23 protein-coding genes are annotated in these 26,288 nt (G+C 43.9%); 14 read left to right on the top strand and 9 right to left on the bottom strand.

The window, feature by feature from the left end; translation table 11 throughout:
* From JS40_RS09570 to JS40_RS14830, 8 genes are all read left to right on the top strand, one after another.
* The gene (locus JS40_RS09570; RefSeq protein WP_034260156.1) at window positions 1–513 is read left to right on the top strand and encodes a DinB family protein; all 513 of its coding nucleotides are present in this window, start codon (window positions 1–3) and stop codon (window positions 511–513) included.
* A 67-nt stretch (window positions 514–580) separates the two neighbouring features.
* Window positions 581–934, top strand: coding sequence for a hypothetical protein (locus tag JS40_RS09565; protein ID WP_034260155.1), 354 nt, complete (start codon window positions 581–583; stop codon window positions 932–934).
* A 99-nt stretch (window positions 935–1,033) separates the two neighbouring features.
* Window positions 1,034–1,504: a hypothetical protein gene (locus JS40_RS09560; protein ID WP_034260154.1), complete on the top strand. Its 471-nt coding sequence runs from the start codon at window positions 1,034–1,036 to the stop codon at window positions 1,502–1,504.
* A gap of 104 nt (window positions 1,505–1,608) precedes the next feature.
* On the top strand, window positions 1,609–2,706 hold the full coding sequence (locus tag JS40_RS09555; protein ID WP_034260153.1) for a CNNM domain-containing protein: 1,098 nt from the start codon (window positions 1,609–1,611) through the stop codon (window positions 2,704–2,706).
* Window positions 2,703–3,176 carry a methylated-DNA--[protein]-cysteine S-methyltransferase gene (locus JS40_RS09550; RefSeq protein ID WP_034260152.1) on the top strand — a complete coding sequence of 158 codons (474 nt, stop codon included), beginning with the start codon at window positions 2,703–2,705 and terminating at the stop codon, window positions 3,174–3,176. The genes JS40_RS09555 and JS40_RS09550 overlap by 4 nt, the downstream gene beginning before the upstream one ends.
* A 4-nt stretch (window positions 3,177–3,180) precedes the next feature.
* A complete protein-coding gene (locus JS40_RS09545; RefSeq protein WP_034260151.1) occupies window positions 3,181–4,317 on the top strand; it encodes a serine hydrolase domain-containing protein in 1,137 nt (378 codons plus the stop codon).
* 48 nt (window positions 4,318–4,365) lie between these two features.
* On the top strand, window positions 4,366–5,079 hold the full coding sequence (locus JS40_RS09540; protein WP_034260150.1) for a 3'-5' exonuclease: 714 nt from the start codon (window positions 4,366–4,368) through the stop codon (window positions 5,077–5,079).
* Between the two features lie 83 nt (window positions 5,080–5,162).
* A complete protein-coding gene (locus tag JS40_RS14830) occupies window positions 5,163–5,543 on the top strand; it encodes a hypothetical protein (RefSeq protein WP_051957545.1) in 381 nt (126 codons plus the stop codon).
* Between the two features lie 93 nt (window positions 5,544–5,636).
* Here JS40_RS14830 and JS40_RS09530 read toward each other — a convergent pair whose 3' ends face one another.
* On the bottom strand, window positions 5,637–9,824 hold the full coding sequence (locus JS40_RS09530) for a GEVED domain-containing protein (protein WP_034260149.1): 4,188 nt from the start codon (window positions 9,822–9,824) through the stop codon (window positions 5,637–5,639).
* 288 nt (window positions 9,825–10,112) lie between these two features.
* On the opposite strand from JS40_RS09530, the gene JS40_RS09525 reads away from it, so the two are divergent.
* The gene (locus tag JS40_RS09525) at window positions 10,113–11,801 is read left to right on the top strand and encodes an ABC transporter ATP-binding protein (RefSeq protein ID WP_034260148.1); all 1,689 of its coding nucleotides are present in this window, start codon (window positions 10,113–10,115) and stop codon (window positions 11,799–11,801) included.
* Between the two features lie 374 nt (window positions 11,802–12,175).
* On the opposite strand, the gene JS40_RS09520 is transcribed toward JS40_RS09525, so the two are convergent.
* The 6 genes from JS40_RS09520 to trhO all read right to left on the bottom strand — a co-directional run bounded on the left by JS40_RS09520 (window position 12,176) and on the right by trhO (window position 18,884).
* Window positions 12,176–12,832: a CoA transferase subunit B gene (locus JS40_RS09520; protein WP_034260147.1), complete on the bottom strand. Its 657-nt coding sequence runs from the start codon at window positions 12,830–12,832 to the stop codon at window positions 12,176–12,178.
* Between the two features lie 2 nt (window positions 12,833–12,834).
* A complete protein-coding gene (locus JS40_RS09515; RefSeq protein WP_034260146.1) occupies window positions 12,835–13,533 on the bottom strand; it encodes a CoA transferase subunit A in 699 nt (232 codons plus the stop codon).
* Between the two features lie 160 nt (window positions 13,534–13,693).
* Window positions 13,694–16,006 (bottom strand): penicillin-binding protein 1A, encoded by a 2,313-nt coding sequence (locus JS40_RS09510; RefSeq protein ID WP_034260145.1) that lies wholly within the window; start codon window positions 16,004–16,006, stop codon window positions 13,694–13,696.
* 7 nt (window positions 16,007–16,013) lie between these two features.
* Window positions 16,014–16,499 (bottom strand): gliding motility lipoprotein GldH, encoded by a 486-nt coding sequence (locus JS40_RS09505; protein ID WP_034260144.1) that lies wholly within the window; start codon window positions 16,497–16,499, stop codon window positions 16,014–16,016.
* On the bottom strand, window positions 16,492–17,715 hold the full coding sequence (locus JS40_RS09500; RefSeq protein ID WP_034262318.1) for a PSP1 domain-containing protein: 1,224 nt from the start codon (window positions 17,713–17,715) through the stop codon (window positions 16,492–16,494). The genes JS40_RS09505 and JS40_RS09500 overlap by 8 nt, the downstream gene beginning before the upstream one ends.
* A gap of 137 nt (window positions 17,716–17,852) precedes the next feature.
* On the bottom strand, window positions 17,853–18,884 hold the full coding sequence (gene trhO / locus JS40_RS09495) for an oxygen-dependent tRNA uridine(34) hydroxylase TrhO (protein ID WP_034260143.1): 1,032 nt from the start codon (window positions 18,882–18,884) through the stop codon (window positions 17,853–17,855).
* Window positions 18,885–19,050: 166 nt separating this feature from the next.
* On the opposite strand from trhO, the gene recA reads away from it, so the two are divergent.
* From recA to JS40_RS09480, 3 genes are all read left to right on the top strand, one after another.
* On the top strand, window positions 19,051–20,058 hold the full coding sequence (gene recA / locus JS40_RS09490; RefSeq protein ID WP_034260142.1) for a recombinase RecA: 1,008 nt from the start codon (window positions 19,051–19,053) through the stop codon (window positions 20,056–20,058).
* Window positions 20,059–20,175: 117 nt separating this feature from the next.
* A complete protein-coding gene (locus JS40_RS09485) occupies window positions 20,176–20,712 on the top strand; it encodes an RNA polymerase sigma factor (protein WP_034260141.1) in 537 nt (178 codons plus the stop codon).
* A gap of 5 nt (window positions 20,713–20,717) precedes the next feature.
* Entirely contained in the window at window positions 20,718–22,241 is a 1,524-nt protein-coding gene (locus JS40_RS09480; RefSeq protein WP_034260140.1) for an outer membrane beta-barrel protein, read from the top strand.
* Between the two features lie 81 nt (window positions 22,242–22,322).
* Here the strand turns inward: JS40_RS09480 and JS40_RS09475 are convergent, their stop codons facing one another.
* Window positions 22,323–23,072 (bottom strand): lysophospholipid acyltransferase family protein, encoded by a 750-nt coding sequence (locus JS40_RS09475; RefSeq protein ID WP_034260139.1) that lies wholly within the window; start codon window positions 23,070–23,072, stop codon window positions 22,323–22,325.
* Between the two features lie 76 nt (window positions 23,073–23,148).
* Between JS40_RS09475 and trpS the strand changes: the two genes are divergently transcribed.
* Window positions 23,149–24,117 (top strand): tryptophan--tRNA ligase, encoded by a 969-nt coding sequence (gene trpS, locus JS40_RS09470; protein ID WP_034260138.1) that lies wholly within the window; start codon window positions 23,149–23,151, stop codon window positions 24,115–24,117.
* Here trpS and dprA read toward each other — a convergent pair.
* The gene (gene dprA / locus JS40_RS09465; protein WP_034260137.1) at window positions 24,114–25,220 is read right to left on the bottom strand and encodes a DNA-processing protein DprA; all 1,107 of its coding nucleotides are present in this window, start codon (window positions 25,218–25,220) and stop codon (window positions 24,114–24,116) included. The two genes, trpS and dprA, sit on opposite strands and share 4 nt — an antisense overlap.
* A gap of 79 nt (window positions 25,221–25,299) precedes the next feature.
* On the opposite strand from dprA, the gene JS40_RS09460 reads away from it, so the two are divergent.
* Window positions 25,300–26,271, top strand: coding sequence for an HU domain-containing protein (locus JS40_RS09460; protein ID WP_233273957.1), 972 nt, complete (start codon window positions 25,300–25,302; stop codon window positions 26,269–26,271).
* Window positions 26,272–26,288 lie beyond the last annotated feature (17 nt).

The raw sequence follows: 26,288 nt of genomic DNA, 5'->3' as shown, positions 1-26,288 counted from the left end.
ATGAAACATATTTTTCTTTGCCTCTTCATGAGCTGCGGAATGGCTCTTTTTGGCCAACAAACCACGGTAAAGACGGCCTTTCTCGAAAAATGGGAAAACTCTAAAGACTATCTGCTGGCCATAGCCGAAATCATGCCGGAAGACCAATACAGTTTTAGCCCTACCGAACGACAAATGACGTTTTCGGAACAGTTGCTGCATATTAAAGGGAATATGGACTGGCTCTCTACCACCTATTTTACTGAAAAGCCGTACCTAAGACCCGAAGCTACTGAAACACCCAGTAAAGAAGAGATCGTTGTATTGCTTACCGAAGCATTTGAAACCGTGTCGATGGTACTTCAAAATACCCCAGACGATGCCTTGGAGGAAGTCGTAACGTTTTTCAGCGGGCCCAAAAGTAAATTGCAGATCCTCAATCTGCTTCAAGACCATGTCACGCACCATCGCGGACAATTGATCGTATACTTGAACCTCAACAATATAGCCCCGCCGCCGTATATAGGTTGGTAACCTCTGGAAACGTAATATTTAGCAAAACTTTTACATTCCGAATTGGTTTTTCACATACATTTACCGCGTGAAACCGAAACAATATTTTAGCTTTTTCATACTGTTGTTCGCCCTATTGGGAAGTACAACATCGTGGAGCTATTCGTTGCCTGTAAATGCTTCGGAAGGGCAATTTGTTTCTGAAGCAGATTCGTTCAAGGACTTTCCTGCCAAATCCCTTACCATAGAGCATCAACTGCTTTCTGAAGGTTCTCAAACCACTTCAGAAGAAAGAATTGGTTCCCTTGTATGGTTTTCAGCAAATGAAAGTCTTTCAGAAAAAGAATTCCGAAACAGTGTTATAGCTACGTCTTTTTTTCATACTCAAGACCGGCGTCGTTTGCTTTCACTTCAAATTTTTCCTTTCCATTTTTTTTGGTGATCGTTGAAAATACCATTCGTCATTCCCGGTAAGGGAATACCGGTTGTGGACCTTATCCATAACTAAAATTCAACATAATTCACTATAAATTCATTCAAAATGGAAACAAGTTCTGTCATTATTGACATCATTCTACTATCAATTATTATTGTCCCTTTAGCGTTTTTAGTTATTTATACCACCCGTGGTGAAAACAAGGCTAAAATGAGATTAGAACGCCTTTGTAAGGAAAAAGGCATCAAGTTATCAGCCTTTGAAATTAACGGAGATACATTATTAGGCTTGGATACTGAAGGAAAAAAATTGATTACTTCACACCGAAAAGATATAGAAAAAGAGTTTCAGGTGATCGATCTTCAAGAACTCAAAGAATGCCGCTTAAAGACCATAAAACTATCTAAGCATACCTTGGACTGGGTGGGACTGGAATTACTTTCAGCTACCATTAAAAAAGACATTCCTTTTTATCTTGAAGAAGATGAAGAAAGCCCTTCCACGGATTCTTTGGTGTGTTTGCAACGGGCAACCAAGTGGGAAAAGATGATAAAACCCCTGCTAAAAGCATCCTAAACGAGGAAAAGAGCGGTAAATACCGCTCTTTTTTTGTAATTAACATTCCATTATAGTATAAAAGCGTTTAAATCTTTAATTTAGTCGAAACTTATATTATAGCAATGACGTTACTTATCGTATACGCTTTACTCTCTATTTTCTTTTCTTTTTTGTGTTCCATACTTGAGGCGGCATTATTAAGCTTCACGCCTACGTTCATAAGGGTGAAAACACAAGAAGGCAAGGGCTATGCGACCACATTGGCGAATTTCAAAAAGGATATCGATAAACCGCTTATTGCGATCCTTACACTTAACACCGTGGCACACACGGTAGGAGCCATCCTGGTAGGTGTTCAAGCCGAAAAACTTCCTTACAAGATAGATGTATGGGGCGTCAATATCGTTGGAATCGTTTCGGCCATCATGACATTGCTCATCTTAATTGTTTCAGAGATCATTCCCAAGACCATTGGCGCTACGTATTGGAAACGACTGGGTCCTTTTACGGCAATTTTTTTGAATGTTATCATATTCCCATTAAAGTATACGGGGCTCCTTTGGTTGTTGATGCTTACTACAAAGGTGATTGGGAAATCGGCACATGTAAGCACGATGAGCCGTGAGGAATTTATAGCCATCACCGATGCTGCAGAGCAGGAAGGCGTATTTGAAGAGAATGAAAGTGCCGTTATCAAGAACCTGCTTATTTTCAAATCGGTTACGGCTAAAAATGTAATGACCCCATTCCCGGTGGTCACAAGCGAGGACGAGTCCATTACCTTAAGCGAGTTCCATGAATCACATAAAAATCTGCGGTTCTCACGAATTCCTGTTTATAAAGAAAAAAGTCATAACATCACCGGCTTTATACTTCGGGATGACCTGCTCGAAGAGATCGTGGAAGATCGCGGGAGCAAGACCCTTAGCGACATTAAACGCGAAATGAACATTGTACAGGACGATACTCCTATTCCCAATTTATTCGACACCTTTATAAAAGAACGCGCTCATATTGCCATGGTTGTGGATGAATTTGGTAATACGACCGGGATCGTGACCATGGAAGATATTATTGAAACCTTGTTAGGTCTGGAGATCATGGACGAAAGCGACGCCATAGAAGATATGCAGGCACAAGCTAGAAAGAACTGGGAGCGCCGTGCACAACGCATGGGCATACAATTACAGGATCCCAATCTAGAAGAGAACGAAGAATGAAAACCGGCTGGCTCGAAAGTCCGATAGGGCTATTACAATTAAAAGGTACTGCTTCGGGGCTTGCCAGTGTTTCTTTTGTTTCCGCTTCGGAAGGGATAGCTTCGGAAATTCCTTCGGAACTGGAAGAGGCAGCACAGCAACTTTCGGCGTATTTCGCAGGAGAACGCACTCATTTTTCGATACCGCTTGCGCCGGAAGGGACCGTCTTTCAGAAAAAAGTATGGCAATTACTTAGCCGGATTCCCTTCGGAAAAACAGTTTCCTATCAAAGTATTGCCAACCAACTTGGTGATCCTAAAGTAATACGTGCGGCTGCCGCAGCCAACGGAAAGAATCCTATCGCTATTGTGATTCCATGTCACCGGGTTATTGGAAGTGACGGTTCGCTAACAGGCTATGCCGGTGGTTTGGACCGAAAAAAGTGGTTGCTGGCACATGAAAATCCCGTAAAGCAAACGTCATTATTCTAAGCAAATGAAAAGATTCCTTCTTTGGTTTGGGGGTATTTTAACAGTAATGATATTGTTGTTATTTATAACCGATTATAACTATATCTTAAAGGGCGTTCGGGTAGTGTATCTTACAGGACATACCACAGCGTTTATTGATGATCATGTATATTTTGTGAACGACACGATCCCTGCCGGTGTTGCACCACAGCCGTGGCCAAAACATTCCGTGTACAACGAGGTGTCCCCCACCGAAAGGCTTTCAGAAATAAACAAAGCCTTGGGAACTGTTGCTTTTTTAATTATAAAGAACGATAGCCTTTGGTACGAAAACTATGCCGAGGGTTATGGCCCTACATCCCAAACCAATTCCTTTTCCATGGCCAAGAGCATTACATCGGCCTTGTTGGGAAAGGCTATAAAAGACGGGTATATTACAGGTCTCGAACAGCCGGTCTCCCACTTCTTTGAAGAATTCGAGGGTAGCCGTTTGACGGTCGGGGACCTCTCCTCCATGTCCTCCGGACTCGATTGGGACGAATCCTACACCAGTCCCTTTAGTGTGACCGCTCGTTCCTACTACGATGATGATCTGGCCGAGACCATTCTTTCTTTACAAGTAGTGGACACTCCGGGAAAAAGTTTCAACTATTTAAGCGGGAACACTCAACTGCTTGGGATGGTGATAGAAAAGGCTACCCAAAAGCGCTTAGCACATTATCTTTCTGAAAGTTTTTGGATTCCCATGGGATTTGAGCAACCGGCCTTATGGCAGGTAGATGATGCAACACATCAACTGGTAAAATCGTATTGTTGTATCGCCGGGAATGCTCGGGATTTTGCACGATTCGGTAAGCTGTACAGTGATCATGGGCGTTGGGACGGTAAGCAACTGTTAGATTCCTCTTTTGTAGCGCGGTCGATCGTTCCCAGATTTGAAGAGAGTCCCGAATACGGCTATGGCTTTTGGCTGAGTGATCATTTGGACAAAAAGAGCTTCGTGATGCGAGGCATATTAGGGCAATATGTCATCACAATCCCAGAAGATGATCTTATTATTGTTCGTTTGGGACATGACCGCGGAGAGAAAAACGAGTTGCCTTTTAGTCAAGATTTCTACACATATCTGGAGGAAGTCTATAGAATGATCGGGCTCAATTAGATTTTTTTGTATTTTTAAGGTAGCAACTTCCCTTTTATTTTTCGCATCATGATCACACGCCTCCATTTGGAACATATCCTATTTTTGGATATAGAGACCGTTCCACAACACGCTCAATACGATGAGCTCGACGCTACGGCCAAGTCTCTTTGGGAATTAAAAACACAATATCAACGCAAGGATGAGTTTACGGCCGAAGCTTTCTATGACCGTGCCGGAATCTGGGCAGAATTTGGAAAGATCGTTTGTATTTCTGCGGGATATTTTATTCTAAAAGGTGATGTCCGGCAATTTCGTGTCACAAGTCTTCACGGTGAAGAAATCAAAATTTTAAAGGATTTTAAACTGCTTTTGGAGTCTCATTTCAATAAACCTCAGCACGTATTGTGTGCGCACAACGGGAAAGAATTCGACTTCCCCTACATCGCCAGGCGCATGATCATTCACGGGATACCGTTGCCGTTCAAGTTGGATCTCTTCGGAAAAAAACCATGGGAAGTTCCACATCTGGATACCATGGAACTATGGAAGTTTGGCGACTATAAAACCTTCACATCGCTGAAGCTTATGGCGTATGTTCTTGGCATTCCGTCACCTAAGGACGATATCGACGGAAGTCAGGTTCGCGATGTGTATTACAATGACCGGGATGTCGATAGAATTATTGAATACTGCGAAAAAGACACCATTACCGTTGCTCAAATATTTTTAAGACTTCGTAATGAGCCGTTATTGAATGAGGATGAGATACGCTCTGTGTAATCCATTTTACATCTCAAAATGAAGAAAATAGGCTAGTTCCTCCTTTTTTTTGTAGTTTTAGGGCTCATTTATAAAACGAAGTTATGAAAGAGATACATTTTTCGGCTAAAAGAACAGCGTTGGTATTGAGCCTATGTGCTTTTCCCTTGTTTTTTGCCTGTAAAGAAGATTCTAAAAAAGAAAATCCTGCTACTGAAACTACTTCCGAAGCAGCTGTAAAAACAGAAGCTGTGACTCCAGCCGGCGATGGTGATGTTGCTTTAAATCCGGCCCACGGGCAACCGGGACACCGTTGTGACCTTCCTGTGGGAGCACCGTTAAACGCAACCAATGTCAATACGACAACCAAAAGCCAATCGCCATTGTTGGATAATTCAGGTTCCGGTGAAACAACCGCAAAGGTTAATCCGCCACACGGACAACCGGGTCATCGTTGTGATATCAAGGTTGGTGATCCACTTTAATTCAAACTACTCATAGGATAAGAGAAATTACCATCCTTAAATAAAAAACCCCTTGATGTACATCAAGGGGTTTTTTGCTATCTGAACGTATCATCATTCTTTTATGAAGCGCTCGATGAATTTTTGATCACCTGCGTTCACTTCAATGATATATGCTCCTGTTTGTAGTGCCGATACGTCAATAGTATTGATAAATGCACCTTTTAAGATTACTTGTCCCACAAGATTGTAGATCACGTAATCGGTAGCAGTTGCTTGCAATACCTCAACATTCAGCAATCCTCTCGTTACAGGGTTTGGATATATAGAAAATAGCCCTTTAGCATCCGGAGTGTTCCCCTCTGTCGCTAATGGAGATTCTCCGGCATCGTCATTCGAGTTGTTTCCTGCTCCAATCACAACCGTATAGTCTTCTACTTCCCCATAGGTGAAGGATTCACAAGCGGTAGGAATTGCGTTGTACTTCATAGACACTCGCATTCTTGTTGGCCCAACTGAAGCTCCTGCCGGAACGGTAAAGGATCCCGAAATAGGTGTCGCCGTAGACGCCGCTCTAGAATATACAAGTTCGTTAGCATCTCCAAAATCACCGTCTCGGTTATAATCGATCCAAACAGCGTAGCCTTCAGCATAGATCGTCCCGGTCCAAGCAGGAGTGATCGTTATGGTGTTGCTGGAATTCAAATTGGTAGATAAAGAGGTAAAATCTCCATAGCCGCCTGCTGAAGCTCCAGTTGCATTGTTAATGCTTCCCAGTTGTACTCTTTGGATGTATTCATCGGAAGTATTATTCCCGTTAGAAGCACAATATCCGGTTGGCGGAACCAATCCTGCCGTTAGTGAGATATTGTCTATAGCAATATCTGCCTGCCAGGTAGAACCGGTAACACGGTTAAATCGCAACTGAACACTCCCTCCGGTATATGCGGCTAAGTCTATATTTGCATTCAACCATGCATTGCCTTTGTTCCCGGTCTGGCTCCAAATACTGGTCCAGCTTGCACCGTTGTCATCACTTGCCTCCAGAGCGATACTTCCCATATCGTTTGCTCCATACATATGATAGCTGAAATTAAAACTCGCAGCAGTTTCACCGCTTAGGTCATAACATGGAGAGTTCAAGATCGCACGTTTATTTGGGTAATTTGGGGACGAAGCTTCAACATACATATACCAAGCCCCGGCTGCACCGTTTGAAGGACCTGTATTACTGGAAGGCGTTCCTCCGGAATCACGTGTCCAATTGATATCATCGGCTGTAGATTGCGTCCATGCACCCAGTCCGCTTTCAAAACTTTCAGTATAAGGGAAGCCGGTTATACCGCCGCTACAACCTCCTGTACTTCCACCTGTGGTGGTAATATTTACCGTATTGCTTGCTGCGGAAATGTTCCCTGCAGCGTCTTTAGCCCGTACGCTGAAAGAGTATGCCGTTCCTGCCAATAAGCCGGTAACCTGAGCTGATGTCCCGGTAACAGAACCAATATTCGTAGCTCCTTGATACACGTCGTATCCGGTCACTCCCACATTATCTGTGGATGCATTCCAGGACAGATCTACAGTTGTATCTGTAATATTAGAAGCCGACAAACTTGTTGGAGCCGAAGGCGCCTGGGTGTCCGGCGGCGTATTTGTGGTTACATTTACGGTATTGCTATAACCCGAAACATTCCCGGCGGCATCGCGTGCACGCACACGGAACGAATACGCTGTAGCAGCTGTGAGACCCGTTATTTGAGTCGAGGTTCCGGTCACTGTTCCCAAGTTCGTTGATCCTTGATACACGTCGTAGCCGGTCACTCCCACATTATCTGTAGATGCATTCCAAGATAGGTTCACGGTCGTTTCGGTTACACCCGAAGCTGATAGTCCTGTAGGATTAGACGGTGCTTGCGTATCCGGTGTCGCACCCAAAATGTTCACAGTATAGTCCTCAACTTCACCATAGGTAAAAGTTTCGCACGAAGTTGGAATCCCGTTGTATTTCATTGAAACACGCATCCTAGTATTTCCATCTGCAGCAGAAGCAGGAATTGTAAAACTTCCGCTCACAGGTGTACTTGTAGTTGCGGCCAGGCTCCATACTTGTTCTCCGGAATCCCCGAAATCACCATCCTGATTGTAGTCTATCCAAACGGCATAGCCTTCAGCATATACAGTCCCCGTCCAGGTAGGTGTCACAGTAATCGTAACATTATCCGATTTCGTAAGGTTCGTACTTATATTTGTGAAATCTGAATATCCGTTCCCCGAACCACTGCTATTATTAATAGTTCCCAGTTGTACACGGCTAATATATTCGTCATTGACATTGTTCCCTTGTGAGGCACAATAGTTAAGCTGTACCTGAGTGGTGGTAAAGTTTACAGAAGCCGAATATGAAGAGGTCGTTCCGTCGTTACATTTGCTTCGTACTTGTGCTTCGTAAGAGGTCTCGGGATTCAATCCGTTCAAAGTAGTGGAGGTTGACGCTGAAGCAACAACAGTCCAAGGACTTGTTCCTGTTACTCTGTATCGCACATCGTATGTTGCAGCCGATACTGCGTCATAACTAATTATGGCCGAGTTCGATCCAATTCCGCTTACATTCACATTGCCCGGAGTCGTTGCGGTACACACAGCGCCACTGTCAATGATACCGGTAACGATCAAACTGTAATTCTGGCTTCCTCCGCTAAGGGATCCTTTGTGAGTGATCGTAATGGTATAAGTTCCCGAAGCATTCGCCACCGAAATTCGTTCAAAAGGATCCACGTTGTTATCCCCCAGTCCATTCGTAGTAACGCCGGTTAAACGATATGGAAAGTAGGTGGTACCGCCCTTAGAGACACGTATATCAAGGTCGTTTACCAAACGAGGAGTGTTGGAATTGGTTTGTGTGGTGGCTGTTCCGGCAGGATCGGTCCAGGAGATGGAAGCCATCAAGGCATTAACGCCGTCTGAGTCTACGTTAATAGTATACGTTTGTCCTGCAGTTAACGTCAATTCTTCGATTTTAGAATTTACCCCTTCGGCGGTGATCGCTTCGGCTGCGCGCTTGGCGTTCAAAAGTCCCCATCCGTAAACAGCATCAGGGCCCGTAGGTCCTGCATCATCTGCCGTATGTAGTGCAAGCCCTTTTAAGGTCGCTGCCCTCATATAATTTCCGAAGGTATTATTTGCGTGTTGTTGTAATAGCAAAAGTGTTCCTGCTACGTTGGGGGAAGCCATGGATGTTCCAGAGATGGTTCCGTAGGCCGAATTGCTCGAATCGTAGGTTGAGGTTACTGAAGTACCGTTTCCGGTAATATCCGGTTTAATACGGTAATCGTCGGTGGGACCTTCACTACTGGAGCTGCTAATGGTCACACTTACTAAATTACCACTACCATCGATATTGGCATCCTGACCGTTTGCCACTACCAGATTATTCTTGGAAGTGGAATGACCTGTAAGTTTATCATATGCCGAATTACCATCCAGTGGGGCGCCGTTGTAACTGTTGTTGTTCCCGTCGTTCCCGCCTGCCACTACCATAAGGTAATAAGGTGCGTTATACATGATCTCATCCCAATCGCGAGATTCGGTGATATAAGCTCCAAAATAATAGTCGGGAACCAGATCTGAGCGATACCCGTAACTGTGGTTGGATAGTAACATCCCTGCTGCCGCGGCAGCGGTTGCTTCTGCTTTATCGTCATTCCACATGTACCCGCGTACACGTGAATGCGGTGCCATTCCTTTGGCATTCGCTTGTACCCCCGAAGCTGTAATGGTTCCGGTTACGTGTGCCGCATGGTAATTGAGTTGCGTACCTCCTTCGGAAGCAGCATCTTCTACAGTAACACGGTTGGTCCCGCCGGGGCCATCATATTCCTGGTGGGAAACGCGTGCGTGACCTCCGTCCCATACATAACAGATCATGCTTTGGCCGTCAAGCGAAAGACCTAGTCCGCCGCCACTATTTAAATAATTCGCCCTGGTGGAGATCGCAGCATTCACGTTGAATGTACGGTAATAGATAGGACTCCCGTCCGGAGCGATGTACTGAAGTTCTGCAATGCCCCCGTCCGGAAGGACCATACGCTGTTGTAAGTTGCGCTGTTGGGCGATGGTGACTGCCTCCTGCTTTTGTAAAGTTGCTTTGGAGCGTAGTGTGTTTTCCAGTTGATCCAATGCCTGAGCATCGTATCTGCTGGTGATCTTTGCTCGCTCTGTAGGTGTTTGGGCAAATAGCATCCCACACGTTAAGAGTGCCGAAGCGACTAGAAATTGCTTCGGAAAAAGAAGTTTTGTTCTCATAATGTTAGGTTTGTTTTAAATTAAACATGTTCGTGATCTATTTACAGAAATTAAAGTCGAATAAAAAGCAATATTTTTGACACTATGCTTTCTAATTGCTAAGGATAGGGAGTATTTATAAATAAATCCGTACGAAAAAAGGAATTTAATTACGAAATTAAAAATCTTTTCGACAAACTACATTAAGAATTTATTAACAATGAACTATTTAGCATGTAAAACCCTATGGTTTTAGTGGGATACTTCAAAATTTTAAAGTGTGACCATAAAAATCCTATCTTTGGTTCAATGTTGCAAAATCCACTATTAGCAGTACGGGACCTGTCTGTTTCCTTTGGCCCTAAAAAGTCCAAAGTGACTGTTATTCATAACATTTCTTTTGATGTTTCTGAAAATGAGATCGTTGGAATTGTAGGCGAATCGGGGTCGGGTAAATCGGTTACTTCTATGGCCGTGATGGGGCTCCTTCCCAAAAAAACCGCACAATGTACCGGCGAAATAATCTTCAACGGAAAAGATCTGTTGAAACAAGATGCTAAAGCGCTGCGTAAATTAAGGGGTAAGGAGATCGCCATGATCTTTCAGGAACCCATGAGTGCGTTAAATCCTTCGCTCACCTGTGGGTTTCAAGTTTCAGAGATCCTTCGGCAGCATGAGAAGTTGAGCTTTTCCGAAGCAAAAAAAGAGACCATTTCTCTATTCGAGAAAGTAAAACTTCCACGACCTCGAGAGATTTTCAGCAGTTATCCGCATCAAATTAGCGGGGGGCAAATGCAACGCGTCATGATCGCCATGGCTATTGCCTGCAAACCGAAATTATTGATTGCCGACGAGCCAACGACCGCTTTGGACGTCACCGTACAAAAAGAGATATTATTATTGTTAAAATCGCTTCAGAAAGAGACCAATATGAGCCTCCTTTTTATCTCTCATGATCTTAGTCTTGTGTCGGAGATCGCAGACAAAGTGGTTGTCATGTACCAAGGTGAGGTTGTAGAAAAAGGAAGTGTAACGCAAATTTTTAAAAGTCCTCAAAATTCTTATACCAAAGCATTACTGGCCTCGCGACCTACACTAAACAAACGCTTGGCAAAACTTCCCACCATTGCCTCATTGGCGAATAAAACATTTGTGCCTTCCGAAATAACGCCGCAGCAACGCGCTATGCGACATAAGGAGCTCTATACCAAAGAACCTCTCTTAGAGATCCATAATTTAGAGAAGGTTTACTATAGCAATACGGGGCTATTTCAGAAAAAAAGAATTGTAAAGGCCGTGGATGGGGTGAGCTTTAAGGTCTTTGAAGGAGAAACCTTAGGACTGGTGGGCGAATCGGGTTGTGGAAAATCTACTTTAGGAAAAGCCATTTTACAATTGGACAAGGCTACAGCGGGAAAAATACTATATCGCGGGAAATCTCTTTTAGAACTTTCAAATACAGATATTAGGAGGCTGCGAAAAGAGCTTCAGCTTATCTTTCAAGACCCCTATTCTTCCTTGAACCCCCGAATACTTATTGGAGAAGCATTAATAGAGCCTATGAAGGTACACCGTATTGGTCGCGACAAAAGGGACCGAAAAAAGAGGGCCCTCAATTTGTTGGAACGTGTGGGACTGGACGAGTCGTACTATTACCGATATGCGCATGAACTTTCCGGTGGGCAGCGACAACGGGTAGGAATTGCCCGTACCATTGCCATGGAGCCAAAACTGGTTATTTGTGACGAATCGGTCTCGGCTTTGGATATTTCGGTACAAGCACAGGTGTTGAATCTACTAAATGAGCTAAAAGATGATTTTGGATTCACTTATATCTTTATCTCCCATGATCTTGCGGTAGTTAAATATATGGCAGATCAACTAGTGGTGATGAAAGAAGGCGCCATTGTAGAAGTGGGTGATGCCGACGAGATCTATGCCAATCCTACCCATGCCTATACCAAGAGATTGATCGAAGCCATCCCGAAAGGAATCTAATATGTAAAAAAAAAGCCCCGTTCTAACCTCACAAAGAACGGGACTCACTATTTGAATCATGAAAGATTCGGGGGTAATGTACTCTCTAAAAAATTACATCAATAAAAAAACTTTTTTCGCTACGTACAATACATTTCGCAAGAGACGCATGGTACTTTTAATTGAACTTATAACGGGTTTCATAAGTAGGTTATGTTAGTTACGATTGGGACTGCTAAGATGAAAACTTTTTTAAATAAAAACGATTAAATGCATTATTATTCGATGTAATGCATTTTATTTTAACATTAATGAAATACTATTAAGGTTTTTCTTACATTTATGAAATAAAAAAACCAATGTTCTCACATTGGTTCTCCTTCTTTTTCAGTTGTTTAAAAGGCGATTTCGGGAATGGTCCCTTCCACAATAAGGTCTCCCTCGGTAGCTTCTTTAATTTGTTCCACGGTCACACCCGGTGCCCGCTCCAATAATTTAAAGGTATTGTCTACGATTTCAAGAACGGCCAGATCTGTAACGATCTTCTTAACGCAGTTCACTCCCGTAAGAGGAAGGCTGCAGCTCTTTAGCAGTTTTGATTCGCCGACGCGGTTGGTATGCATCATGGCCACAATAATATTCTCTGCAGATGCTACCAAATCCATTGCTCCGCCCATCCCTTTCACCATCTTTCCGGGTATCTTCCAATTGGCTATGTCTCCATTTTGAGCTACTTCCATAGCCCCCAGAATGGTTAGGTCGACGTGCTGACCGCGGATCATTGAAAAGCTCATGGCAGAGTCGAAGAAGGATGCACCGGGTAAGGCGGTGATCGTTTGTTTCCCCGCATTGATAAGGTCTGGGTCTTCTTCGCCATCGAAGGGGAACGGTCCCATACCCAAAATACCATTCTCACTCTGAAACTCGACTTCAATATCATTGCGTACAAAGTTCGCAACTAAGGTTGGTATTCCTATTCCAAGGTTCACATAATAACCGTCCTTGACCTCTTTTGCGATACGCTGTGCGATCTGTTCTTTGGATAAACTCATCTTTACTTTTTTCTTACGGTTCGTTGTTCTATTCGCTTCTCATAATGTTCGCCCTGGAATATACGTTGCACAAAGATACCGGGGATGTGAATGTGATTAGGGTCCAGTGTGCCGGCGGGAACAAGTTCCTCAACTTCGGCTACAGTGATCGCTGCGGCACCACACATATTCGGGTTAAAATTGCGTGCGGTCCCTTTAAAGATAAGATTGCCTGCTGTATCGCCTTTCCATGCTTTTACAAAGGCAAAATCGGCTTTAAAGGCATGTTCGAGAATATGCATCTTACCGTTGAATTCTCTAGCTTCCTTGCCTTCTGCTACTTCAGTTCCATAGCCCGCAGGAGTATAGAATCCGGGAATCCCGCTCTGTGCTGCCTGGCAACGCTGCGCTAGTGTTCCTTGAGGGATGAGCTCTACTTCCAGTTCGCCACTTAACATCTGTCGTTCGAATTCGGCGTTCTCCCCAACGTAGGAGGAGATCATTTTTTTAATTTGACGCTTCTGAAGTAATAGCCCCAGTCCAAAATCATCCACCCCCGCATTGTTGGAAATACAGGTAACGTCTTTTACGCCGCGCTTCACAAGTTGCGCGATCGCATTCTCGGGAATACCGCTAAGGCCAAAGCCTCCCAGCATGAAGGTCATACCATCTGCAATACCTTCGCATGCTTCGGAAACATTGGCAACCGTTTTATTGATCATATTCGTAATTTTTTCTGAAAAAACCTCCGGCGAAAGGCACCGGCAGATCTGTTTAATATTTTATAAAAATACTGAAATTGCTTCAGAAAAACCCAGATTAGAAACGTCCATTTATAAAAAACCCGATCGGGAGATCGGGTTGCTAATTTTTTCAGAATTACTAGAAATCCAACTCGTCGGGAATGCCTTCCACATCCGAATTCCCTTCCCGGAATGCACCACAATCTGTAATAATGGAAAGATTGGACGGTCTTGGGAATCGACCGGTAGAAACCCCCAGCTCTTCATTTTCGTAGCATTTACGCATATAGATCGCCCATATAGGGAGGGCCATTGTTGCTCCTTGCCCGTAAGCGGTCGATCCAAAATGTGTCGCACGGTCTTCACCACCAACCCACACCCCGGTTACCAAGTTGGGAACCATGCCCATGAACCATCCATCACTATTGTTTTGGGTAGTTCCGGTCTTTCCGGCTATAGGGTTTTCAAATTTGTACGGATATCCGGTAACGGCATTCTTATATACGGCAGCACCTTCACGCCCCGAGCCTCGTAATCTGCTTCCCGATCCTGCTTGTGTGACACCCTCCATAAGACTAACCGTAACGTAAGCAGTCTCATTTCCAATGACGTCCCGTGTCTCCGGAACATTTTGGAACAAGACTGTTCCGTTTTTATCTTCAATGCGAGAGATCAACGTAGGTTTTACATACACCCCTTCATTGGCAAATGTGCTGTAGGCTCCAACCATCTCATACAATGACACGTCTGGTGTTCCCAAAGCAATCGATGGGGCCACCGGCATGTCATTTGTATCCACATCCATCTTCTTGACAAGGTCGATCACCGGTTGCGGACCTACCCTGTCGATCAAGCGGGCTGTAACCGTATTAATGGATTGTGCCAAGGCACTGCGCAAGGAGACCATACCCCCGTATCCTCCGCCGGCATTTTTGGGGGTCCAAGGTTTTAGCAATCCGTATTTACCTGCCGGTATGGTATACATGGTATTCGGCAAGGTGTCACAGGGTGACATGTGCATTTGATCGATCACAGTAGCATAGACAAAAGGCTTAAAGGTAGACCCAATTTGACGCTTGCCCTTCTTTACCATGTCGTATTTAAAGTGCTTATAATTAATACCGCCAACCCACGCTTTTACTTCGCCAGTTTGTGGTGTCATAGACATCAAGGATGCCTGTAAGATGGATTTGTAGTACCGAATGGAATCCATAGGCGTCATGGTTGTATCGATATCACCTTTCCATGAAAAGATGCTCATGGGTGTTTTCTTTGAAAAACTCTTTATGATCTCTGCTTCAGACTTACCTTGTGCTTTCATCACTTTCCATCGATCACTTCGGCGCATGGCAGTATTCAAGATCATTTCGGTCTCTTCGGGAGTAATGTCCCGAAATGGAGCCGTCTTGTTCTTCTCGTTCTGCTTGGCAAATTCCTTTTGAAGGTTAGCCATATGCATGGTCACCGCTTCTTCGGCATATTCCTGCATCTTAGAGTCGATGGTAGTATAAACTTTTAGACCGTCGCTGTAGATATCGTAGAAGGACCCGTCACTTTTTGGATTTTCTTTAATCCAATCTGCCATGAACGCTCGGGCATACTCCCTAAAGTAAGTAGCAATACCTTCGTCGTGCCCCTGTGGTGTGAATTTGATGTTGAGGGGTAATGCCTGCAATGAATCTTTAACTTGTTCGGTTATGTAATCGTATTTGGCCATTTGTGCCAACACCACATTCCTGCGATTGCGAACCCCTTCCGGATTACGACGCGGATTATACAGTGAAGAGTTCTTGAACATCCCAACCAGAACCGCCGATTCTAATGTCGTAAGGTCTGAAGGATCCTTTGCAAAATAGATGTTCGCCGCCGATTCGATACCAACCGCCTGATTAAGAAAATCGTATTCATTGAAATACATCGTGATGATCTCCTCTTTGGTGTAGCGTCGTTCCAGGCGGGTTGCGATGATCCATTCCTTTATTTTCTGAATACCACGCTCTAATTTATTCCTAGAGACCTGCTCCGTAAAGAAAAGTTTTGCCAACTGTTGTGAGATCGTACTGGCACCTCCTTTTGAGCCTAAGAATGCTACTGCTCGAACGGTACCGCGGGCATCGATCCCGGAATGATCGTAAAAACGTACATCCTCGGTGGCGATCAAAGCGTTAATCAAGTGGTCCGGAAGCTCCTCATATTGCACAGGCGTACGATTCTCCTGATAGAATTTTCCAATCACTTTCCCGTCCGAAGCAATGATCTCTGTGGCCAAGTTCTTTTCAGGATTCTCTAAGCTGGTTTCATCGGGAAGACTTCCAAACACCCCCCAAGAGGCGAGTAAAAATATCAATAATACCAATAAGAGGAAGCCTCCAAAGATCTTCCAAAACGTTTTAATATGACGCTTTTCTTCGGGTTGCACTGCTGTTTTCTTCTTTGTGGATTTCTTTGCCATACGATCGTTACTGTTGGTTGGCCTCTTCTATACTATAGCCAATATCTGTAATGCCCTCTAGTTGGGTAACGCCTTCCACATCACCGTTATTGCGAACTGCATGTGTTATAGTTATGTTATAATTGCCTTCTTCTTTAAAAGAGACGTTCTCCTTATACCACAGCTTGTTGTCTTTCACACTCCCAATGCCTTCTCCTAACCAGCTACCGTCGGGATTTGCCATGCGGTACTCCAATGTATCTACCAGTGTCTTGCCCTGCGGAAATTCCATAGAGACGATTAAAAATATGTTATTGAAAGGATAATCGTTCGTGTTCCGAAGCTGCAAAAAGACGTTGTATCTTTTAAGGGAATCCAGTTGTGGGATGTTAAAAGAAACCGCGTCTGAAGCTTTCCAGTATCCCGGCAGATTCTTTGTTTCGCTCACCATTGTGTCTGAACTACAGGAAGCGAAACTTACAATACACAATAATACAATTAGAAATCTAAGCATTCTTTTTCTTTGTATTTCTCTTTCTATTCTTGTTTTTGTTCGGGTTTTGTTTGTTGCCCTGATTTTTATTCTGCCCCTTATTTTGATTTTTGGATCGACTGCGTTTCTTGTTTCGTGAACGCTTAGGTCTGTCGAAACGCGTTAAACTGTCTTGACCTACGACATTGCTGTAGATCTCCTCTTCGGGTTTTTCGATATCAACAATAAACTCTTCGAGACTGGCAACTTTTTTCCCTTTCTTATTAAGTTCAATGATCTCATTGACCTTATCCAAATCCAGCGGATGCCAATTCATGCCTTCCTTTTCGTAGGCATACCAAAGCATGCGTTTAAAGATATCTGATTTTTGACACACGGCGGCACCTTTTTCGGTGAAGAGTTTTACGTCACTCTTCGGAAACTCTTCCAGCGCCTCCAGATAGGTATCCAGTTCATAATTGAGGCAGCATTTTAATTTCCCGCACTGTCCCGCTAATTTCTGCGGATTCAAAGATAACTGTTGGTATCGCGCAGCTGAGGTGTTCACCGATCGGAAATCGGTCAACCAGGTAGAACAGCACAATTCCCTTCCGCAAGAGCCAATGCCTCCCAAACGCGCGGCTTCCTGACGAAAGCCTACTTGTTTCATTTCAATACGGGTACTGAAAGCACGGGCAAATTCCTTGATCAATTCCCTGAAATCCACGCGCTCCTCGGCGGTGTAGTAAAAGATCACTTTCGAGCCGTCTCCCTGAAATTCAACGTCGGAGATCTTCATTTGCAATCCTAATCGAATTGCGATCTCACGCGAACGCTTTTGAACCTCTGCTTCCCTGTCCCGTACTTTTTGCCACATGTCTATGTCCTTTTGAGAGGCTTTCCGGTATATCTTGGGCAATGCTTCAGGATTGGGATTCTCCTTTTTCTTTTTCATCTGTACACGCACCAGTTCGCCGGTAAGTGTTACGATACCAATATCGTGACCGCTGGTTGCTTCCGTAGCTACTACATCACCAATACTTAACGTTATCTTTTCGGGATTTTGATAAAAGTGCTTACGGCCGTTCTTAAAGCGAACTTCAACGCCGTTGAAAGGTTCCTGATTCCCGGGAAGTGACATGTTGGAAAGCCAGTCGAACACCGTTAATTTATTGCAGCCATCCGTTCCGCAAGTACCATTGTTCTTGCATCCCTTTGGCTGACCATTGGCACCCGTGGCACAGCTTGTACAGCCCATATTTTTTATATATAGCTCTTTTTCAGAAGAAAAGAGACGTAGATTAAACATTCTATTTAGTAGGTAAAGATACCTATATTAATTCTGAATTCTGAATTCTGAATTCTGAATTTTCACGATCCCTCTGAAACTATCGCCTATTTTTTGAACTTTAGCTTTTCTGAACGACCCTTTTTAAAGATCTTATTGCTGTTTGGAATGCCTTGACGAAGTCGTTTTTGCTCTTCATAGGGCAATTGGATGATTTCTTGACAATCTGCAGAACAGCAATTTTCCATTTCTGAAGCACATGATTCGCATTGAATAAAGAGCAAATGACAAGCCTCGTTCGCACAGTTGGTGTGTGTGTCGCAGGCTGCACCGCATTGATGGCATTGTGCAATTACATCTTCTGTGATACGCTCACCCCTGCGGTGGTCGAATACGAAGTTCTTTCCAATGAATTTATTCTCCAGGCCCTTGTTTTGCACCTGCCTGGCATACTCAATAATACCACCTTCCAGCTGATAGACCTGTTTGAACCCTTTGTGTTTGTAGTAGGCACTTGCCTTTTCGCAACGTATTCCTCCGGTACAGTACATCACCAGTTTCTTATCTTCCTTATGGTCTTTTAGGTCGGCTTCGATAATATCCAGAGAATCTCTAAATGTATCCACATCGGGGGTAACCGCATTCTTAAAATGCCCGATCTCACTTTCGTAGTGGTTTCGCATATCGACGAGCACGGTATCGGGATCTTCGATAAGCCGGTTGAAGGTTTCGGCATCGACATGCACGCCTTTGTTTCGAACATCAAACGTATCGTCATTGAGGCCATCGGCCACGATCTTATGACGCACTTTTACTTTCAGTTTCAAAAACGATTTCAGGTCGTGCTCAATGGCAATGTTGAGTCGGACGTCTTTCAGAAAATAAATACCGTCCAGGAATGCCTTAAATTCATTGAACCTTTTTGCCGGCACCGAAAGTTGCGCATTGATCCCTTCATGGGCCACATAAATGCGTCCCAGGACCTCCATAGCGTCCCAAGCTACAAACAAATGGTTTCTAAAAAGGTGTGGATTGCCAATTTTGGCATATTGATAAAAAGAGAGGGTGAGTCGGTCTTCGCCGGCCTCTTCCAATAAGGCTTCCCGCTCTTTTGCACTTAAGGTATTGTACAGTTGCATGCTATACTAATTTTGAGTGTAAAAGAATTAGATTTAAAAATCATGCAAAAATACCACTTTCTGTGTTGTTGACAAAAAACCCTGCAAGCGGTTTTTTCCTTTTGGGGCAGACCTAAAGAAATGTTACCTTAGCTGATTAGATTTCTCACTAAATATTTTTGAATTCATGAGCACCGAAAAAGACGCAAAATTAAAAGCACTAAAGCTTACTTTAGATAAGTTAGATAAGACCTACGGAAAAGGCACAGTCATGAAAATGGGTGATTCGGCCGTACAAGAGGTGGAAGTGATCCCAACCGGCTCTTTGGGCCTTGACGTAGCCTTAGGCGTAGGAGGGTATCCGCGTGGACGGGTGATCGAGATCTACGGACCGGAATCTTCCGGTAAGACCACATTGACCCTGCACGCGATCGCGGAAGCACAAAAAAAAGGAGGCATTGCCGCATTTATTGATGCAGAACATGCCTTTGATCGTTATTATGCCGAGAAGCTGGGCGTGGATATCGAGAACCTCATCATCTCTCAGCCCGACAATGGAGAACAGGCGCTGGAGATCACCGACAACCTTATAAGAAGTGGCGCCATTGACATTATTGTGATCGACTCGGTAGCTGCATTAACACCAAAAAGTGAGATCGAAGGAGAAATGGGAGACAGCAAGATGGGACTGCATGCACGTTTAATGTCTCAGGCTCTTCGGAAATTGACAGGCTCTATAAGCAAGACCCATTGTACCGTTATCTTCATCAACCAATTGCGCGAAAAGATCGGGGTAATGTTTGGAAATCCCGAAACCACTACCGGTGGAAATGCCTTGAAATTCTATGCATCGGTACGCTTGGACATTCGACGATCTACTCAAATAAAAGACACAGACAGTAACGTAAAAGGAAACAAGACCCGAGTAAAGGTTGTAAAGAACAAGGTCGCGCCTCCCTTTAAAACAGCTGAATTCGACATTATGTACGGAGAAGGGATCTCTAAAGTTGGAGAGGTGATCGATCTTGGGGTTGATTTCGAGATCGTTAAAAAAAGTGGTTCCTGGTTTAGTTATGATGAGACCAAGCTGGGACAAGGTCGCGATGCCGTAAAAGCTCTGTTGCTGGACAATCCGGATCTTATGGAAGAACTGGAACAAAAAATCAAAGAAGCCATCAAAGCTTTGAACGCATAAATTTTAGGTTGGCACGCAACCCTTTACACCATTCGGCATCTACGTACTGTAGAACCCTCAATTATTATGGTTGCCCGTGCGATACTGTGTGATTACTAATAATTTTAGGTACTGCATTTGACTTTAGACGAGCTCATACTACAATGTAAGAAGCAGGATGCAAAGGCACAAGGAGAACTTTATAAACGCTATTCGAACACGTTGTTCTCTATTTGCCTGAAGTATTCGCCCAACCATGCTGAAGCTGAAGACAGCCTACAGGATGCGTTTCTTACCATTTTTAAAAAGATTGAGCAGTTTAAGGACAAAGGTTCTTTTGAAGGTTGGATGAAACGGATCACCGTGAATACAGTGCTTCAAAAATACCGCAAACAACGTGTTTTTGACATACCCAACGAGGAGCAACTGGAAGCCGCAGAGGAAGAAATAGAAGATGCCGGTGTTCCTTTGAACTTTTTGCTGAAGATCATTCAAGAATTACCGGATAGGTATCGGCTGGTTTTCACCATGTATGTTCTGGATGATTATTCTCATAAAGAGATCGCAGATATGTTAGGAATCTCAGACGGAACGTCTAAATCAAACCTGGCAAGAGCACGAATGATATTAAAGACAAAGATTGAAACCTATAACACGGTAACAAAAGCAGAATAAATTGAATGAAAGACAAAAAGCACATAGACGAGCTTTTTAAAGACCGCTTTAAAAATTTTGAAGCAACCCCTTCCCCACGCGTTTGGGAAAATATCCAGGCGCAATTACAAGAGGAGAAAGAGGACCGCAAAGTCATTCCTATTTGGTGGAAAGCCGCCGGGGTGGCAGCTTTGCTTGCCTTGCTGTTGACCATAGGTAACGCTGTGTTCGACCCCTTTGCTCCTACTACAAGTATTTCTTCGGAAGAGACCTCGGTGCCGGAATCAACCGATGTTGAAACCAAGAAAACTCCCATCTTAAAGGATGCCCCGTATAAAGAAGGGATCGCAACCGAAGCATCTTCACTTCCTGAAAACAATAATGAAACTTCAGAAAAAGAAAAGAAAAAAGCGGTGAATGCGACAAAAGACCCTGCTTCAATTACTGCGCGGGAAGCGGTGGCAACGACAACTGCTTCAGAAATACAAAAGAATAAAAAGAAGAACGCTATAACAGACCCCCGGATCGGGCAAGATACCGAAACTGTAACCGCAGCCAAAAAAGAAAAAGAAGCGATCGCAACTGTTTCAGAAAAAGAAAAGACAACTCAAAAAATAGCCGAAAAGAATGACCCGCTCATTAAAAAAGAGCTGAAGATCGACGATGCGACTGCGATAGGAGTTACAGAAAAGAATACCAAAGAAGCCGGTGATAAAAACACTTCCGAAGAAACAAAAACCGAAGAGATCAAAAAACGCTCGTTGCTGGATGCCATCAATGAAAAGGACAGCGAAGAAGCGGTCGTTGACACAAAGAAAGAAGCAACCGATCGCTGGGACGTTGCTCCCAATGTGGGACCTGTTTATTACAGTAGTATTGGACAAGGCTCTTCCATCGACCCCTCTTTTTCAGATAATGCGCAAAGCGGCGATGTGAATCTAAGTTATGGTGTGCAAGTAAGTTATGCCCTTAGCGATCGTTTGAGTGTTCGCTCCGGTATAAGCAATGTAGACCTAAGTTATGCAACCAGTGGTCTGGAACTGGGAACAGGTCCTGTTTCTTCAGCTCTGAGATCCATAGACTACGGCGGGCGGCAAACAGTCCTTATTGCCGTGGATAAAGGCACCCTCGGAATGACCTCCGAAGGAGGAAACCCCTTGGACAACGTTACACCTAAATCGACTATGGGCGAGGTAGAGCTAAGACAGAACATTACCTATTATGAGGTTCCCTTAGAACTGAAATATGCCTTGTTAGACACCAAATTAGGTGTGAATGTAATTGGCGGGATGAGCACGCTGTTTTTAGGAAATAATGACGTATCGGTGCAAGCCGGTGATTTTAGAGATACTTTGGGGGAAGCCAACAATCTATCTTCTGTAAGTTTTACCACGAATGTGGGGATTGGCTTCGATTATAAAATAAGTAAAAAGCTAAAGTTTAATATTGAGCCTATGTTTAAATACCAGCTCAACCCGTATACAGATTCGTCTGTAGATTTTAAACCCTACTATGTAGGTGTTTACAGCGGATTGAGTTTTAAGTTTTAGGTTAGTTTTTTAGTTGGTTAGGTTTGGAAATACCAAACAATGATGACAGAAAAAACCGTTCTTCGCCATAGAACGGTTTTTTTATACCGTTGGTTTTTGCAGCTCCTTTAGAATAATGTTTCGGGTTTGCTCTCGCAGCATCCGACGGTCCTCCATCTCCAAGATCCCTGTGGGTATGGTCTTATGTACCTTCACGCGCATCCGTCCCGGGCCTGCTTTAAGAGAGGTAAAGCGATAGGAAAATCGTTTTTGGTTATCATGAAAGGTCATTGGAGCTATTGCGATATGATGCTCTATTGCCAGTCGAAACGCCCCATCCTTAAATGTATCAAGTAGCAGGTCTTGAGAATCGTCGGGTACACCGCCTTCCGGGAATATACAAACCCCCAACCCTTGATTGAGTTTGTGTTGCGCCTGCTCAAACACTTCTTTTCTGCTTTTAGGACTGTTCCTGTTCACCAAGATACACGTACGCTTATAGAAGAATCCGAATAATGGGATTTTGGCCAATTCCATCTTCCCGACAAATACAAAGGGGTTCTTAGTTACATACAGCATTAGCATAATATCTGTCATAGAGGTGTGGTTAGAGACAAATACATAGCTCTTTCCTCGCTCGTAACGCTCCTCGCGACGTACTTTAGGGTAAAACCCCATCCCGAACAAAATCAAAATCGCCCACAGACGAGCCAATTTGAAGAAAAAAGGGTACCACGACTCCCTTAAAATACTAACTAGTAATACAGGAAAAAGGACAATGATAGGAACTGTGACCAACACATAAAACCAAATGCGATAGAAAAAGTTAAAGATGTGTCGGAGTACGATCATAGAAGGTCAAAAATAGTGATTTGGAACAGGAGAATAGGCGAAAAAAAGTAACTTTGCCAAAATTTAAGCAAGAACCATGTCCAGAATACTCACCGGGATACAAAGTACAGGAACTCCGCATTTGGGAAATTTATTGGGAGCTATCATACCGGCTATTGAAATGGCCAATGATCCTAAGAACGAATCCTTCTTATTTATTGCGAACATGCATTCTTTAACACAGATAAAGGATGCAACTACCCTAAGGACCAACACGTACAGTACGGCTGCAACCTGGTTAGCCTTTGGACTTGATATTTCAAAGACCGTTTTCTATCGCCAGAGCGATATTCCGCAGGTCACGGAACTCTCGTGGTACCTTAGTTGTTTTTTTCCGTATCAACGTCTTACACTGGCACATTCGTTCAAGGACAAAGCCGATCGATTGGAGGACGTAAACGCCGGATTGTTCACTTATCCAATGCTTATGGCAGCAGATATCTTGTTGTATGATGCCGAAATAGTTCCCGTAGGCAAGGACCAGTTGCAACATCTGGAAATGACCCGAGATGTAGCCTCTCGATTGCATGCACAAATGGGTGAAGTATTCGTCCTTCCTGAAGCAAAAGTACAGGAACATACTATGTTGATCCCCGGCACTGATGGGGAAAAAATGAGCAAATCGAAGAACAATATCATCAATATCTTCTTGCCGGACAAACAGTTGCGCAAGCAAGTAATGGGCATAGAAACAGACAGTACGCCGCTGGAATCCCCTAAGAATCCCGATACATGTAATGTGTTCGCTATTTATTCCCTTTTAGCGACACCGGAAGCAGTTGCAGAAATGCGCAAAAAGTACGAAGCCGGAGGATACGGGTATGGTCATGCCAAACAAGCTTTATTTGAACTTATCACCGAACGCTTTTCCGAAGAACGTAAACGTTACACCTATTACATGGAGAACCAACAGGAGATCGAGAATGCACTGCAAGTAGGAGCCAAAAAAGCAACTTCGGTTGCAGAAGGCGTCTTGCAAAGAGTGCGAACTGTACTGGGGTACTAGATCACTTCAAACATTTTCCCCGGTAACGGTCTCACAACCCCTTTTAGTTCTAATTGCAGCAGTAAGGATGCTGTTTGGTGGGTAGGCAACTTACATTCCAGAGCAATCAGGTCTAATCCCTCCTTTTCTCTCGTTTTTAAGAACTGATGTATCTTGTTCTCATCGGTGGTAAGATCTACAAATAACTGGGTTTGGCGAGGTTTCGGGGCAGGTACCTCCAACGCCCAGCCTAACATATAAACAAGGTCTGCTGCCTGGGTGAGCAGATGTGCCTGTTGAGATTTGATGAGGTTATTACAACCCTGACTTTGAAGGTCGGTCGCACGGCCGGGAACGGCAAATACCTCACGGTTGTATGAGTTGGCGATATCTGCTGTGACCAAGCTGCCGCCTTTTTCGGCAGATTCGATCACCACCGTAGCTTCACTAATACCTGCAATAATGCGGTTTCGCTTTAAAAAGTTTGTGCGATCAAAAGCGTCACAGCTCCAAAATTCGGTGATGAACCCTCCGTTCTCTTCTACCATTTTCATATACTTCTTATGCGTCTTGGGATAGATCTGTTCAAAGCCATGTGCTAAACAGGCTATGGTTTGAAGGCCACAGTCCATGGCCATTTTATGTGCCTCAATATCCACCCCATAGGCAAAGCCTGAAACAATAACAGGTTTTAAGGGCGCCAGTTCTTCGATGAGCTGTGCGCAGAAGCTGCGACCGTAGGCAGTAATGTTTCGGGTGCCCACGATACTCACGATATGTTTTTGCTGAAGATCGATATTTCCTTTGTGAAAAAAAAGAATGGGCCCGTCAAGACAGTGCTTTAATCGTGTGGGGTAGCTTGTGTCCTGAAAATAACTGAAGGAAATTCCTTGCGTTTTCAGGAATTGTAACTCTTCTTCGGCCTGATCTAAAAATTCTGCTTCCCGAAGGTCCTTTATTTTATGAGCTCCAATCCCGTCGATCTTGAGAAGCCGATGTTTCTTTTCTTTGAAAATACCTTCCGCAGAACCAATAATATGGATTAATTTTTTTGCAGAAGCGTCCCCTAAATTTGGAATGCGTTGAAGGGCAAGCGTGTACCTTAATTCGTTTTCAGATAGCATATGGAATGTTTAAACGAACCGGGGAGTCTTTAAAAATACGAAAAATCTGTTGTTAATAAGTTAGCGAAATTCTCATTGAATGAAACTCAAAAAAAAATTAAGTTTGTTATCGATGCAGTTGACAACCTACATAAACGATTTATTGTACCGTTATGAATGTGTGATCATTCCCGGGTTCGGGGCATTCTTGACACAATATCATTCTGCGCGTATTGATTCTGAAGACCATACGTTTTATCCACCGGGAAAGACATTGGCTTTCAACAGACAGCTACAAACCAATGACGGACTGCTTGCCAGTTATGTGGCTTCAGTAGAAGGTTGCAGCTACGAAACAGCACTTCAGAAGATCCGAAACTTTACCGGCAAACTCTCTTTACAGCTTTCCGAAGGTGAGACCGTGGTGCTTCCAAAAATTGGCGAATTTGAGTTAAACACGGAGCGTTCCGTTCAATTCATCCCCAGCGATTCAGAAAATTATAGTGCAGCCTCGTTTGGGCTAAGCTCCTTTATCTCTGCGCAAATCTCTCGTGACGTCCATAAAAAAGAAGTGGTCAACAAGGAAGAAAAGGCTCCTCTCGTGCTCTCGACAGAAAAGAGAACCGCAGTACCGTACCTGAAATATGCTGCCATCGGGCTTATCGCTGTGGCACTTTCAGGCTTTGGCGGCATGAAATGGTATGAGAATGAAGTCCAGAAACACAATTTCGCCGAAAAGCAAAAAGCCAATACGCTGGTTGAGAATCAAATTCAGGAAGCCACTTTTGTGATCGAAAATCCGTTGCCTACTTTAAGTCTCACACTCCCGAAGGAGACAGGGAAATATCATGTAGTAGCCGGTGCTTTCCGCATAGAAGAGAATGCAGCAAAAAAAATACTTCAACTTACTGATAAGGGATTTACCCCGCGGCTAATAGGCAAGAACAGATATGGCCTCCACCAGGTGATCTACAGTAGTCACGAGCAGCGACTTGACGCCTTGCGTGCGCTGTATACTATTCAGCAAACAGAGAACAAGGACGCTTGGTTGCTCGTACAAGAGCTCGATTAACCACTTTTCTTTTACAT

The organism is Altibacter lentus (assembly GCF_000746845.1).
GTDB classification, from domain to species: domain Bacteria; phylum Bacteroidota; class Bacteroidia; order Flavobacteriales; family Flavobacteriaceae; genus Altibacter; species Altibacter lentus.
The sequence above is the reverse complement of the archived record's forward strand: the minus strand, read 5'-3'. Positions and strand labels throughout refer to the sequence as shown.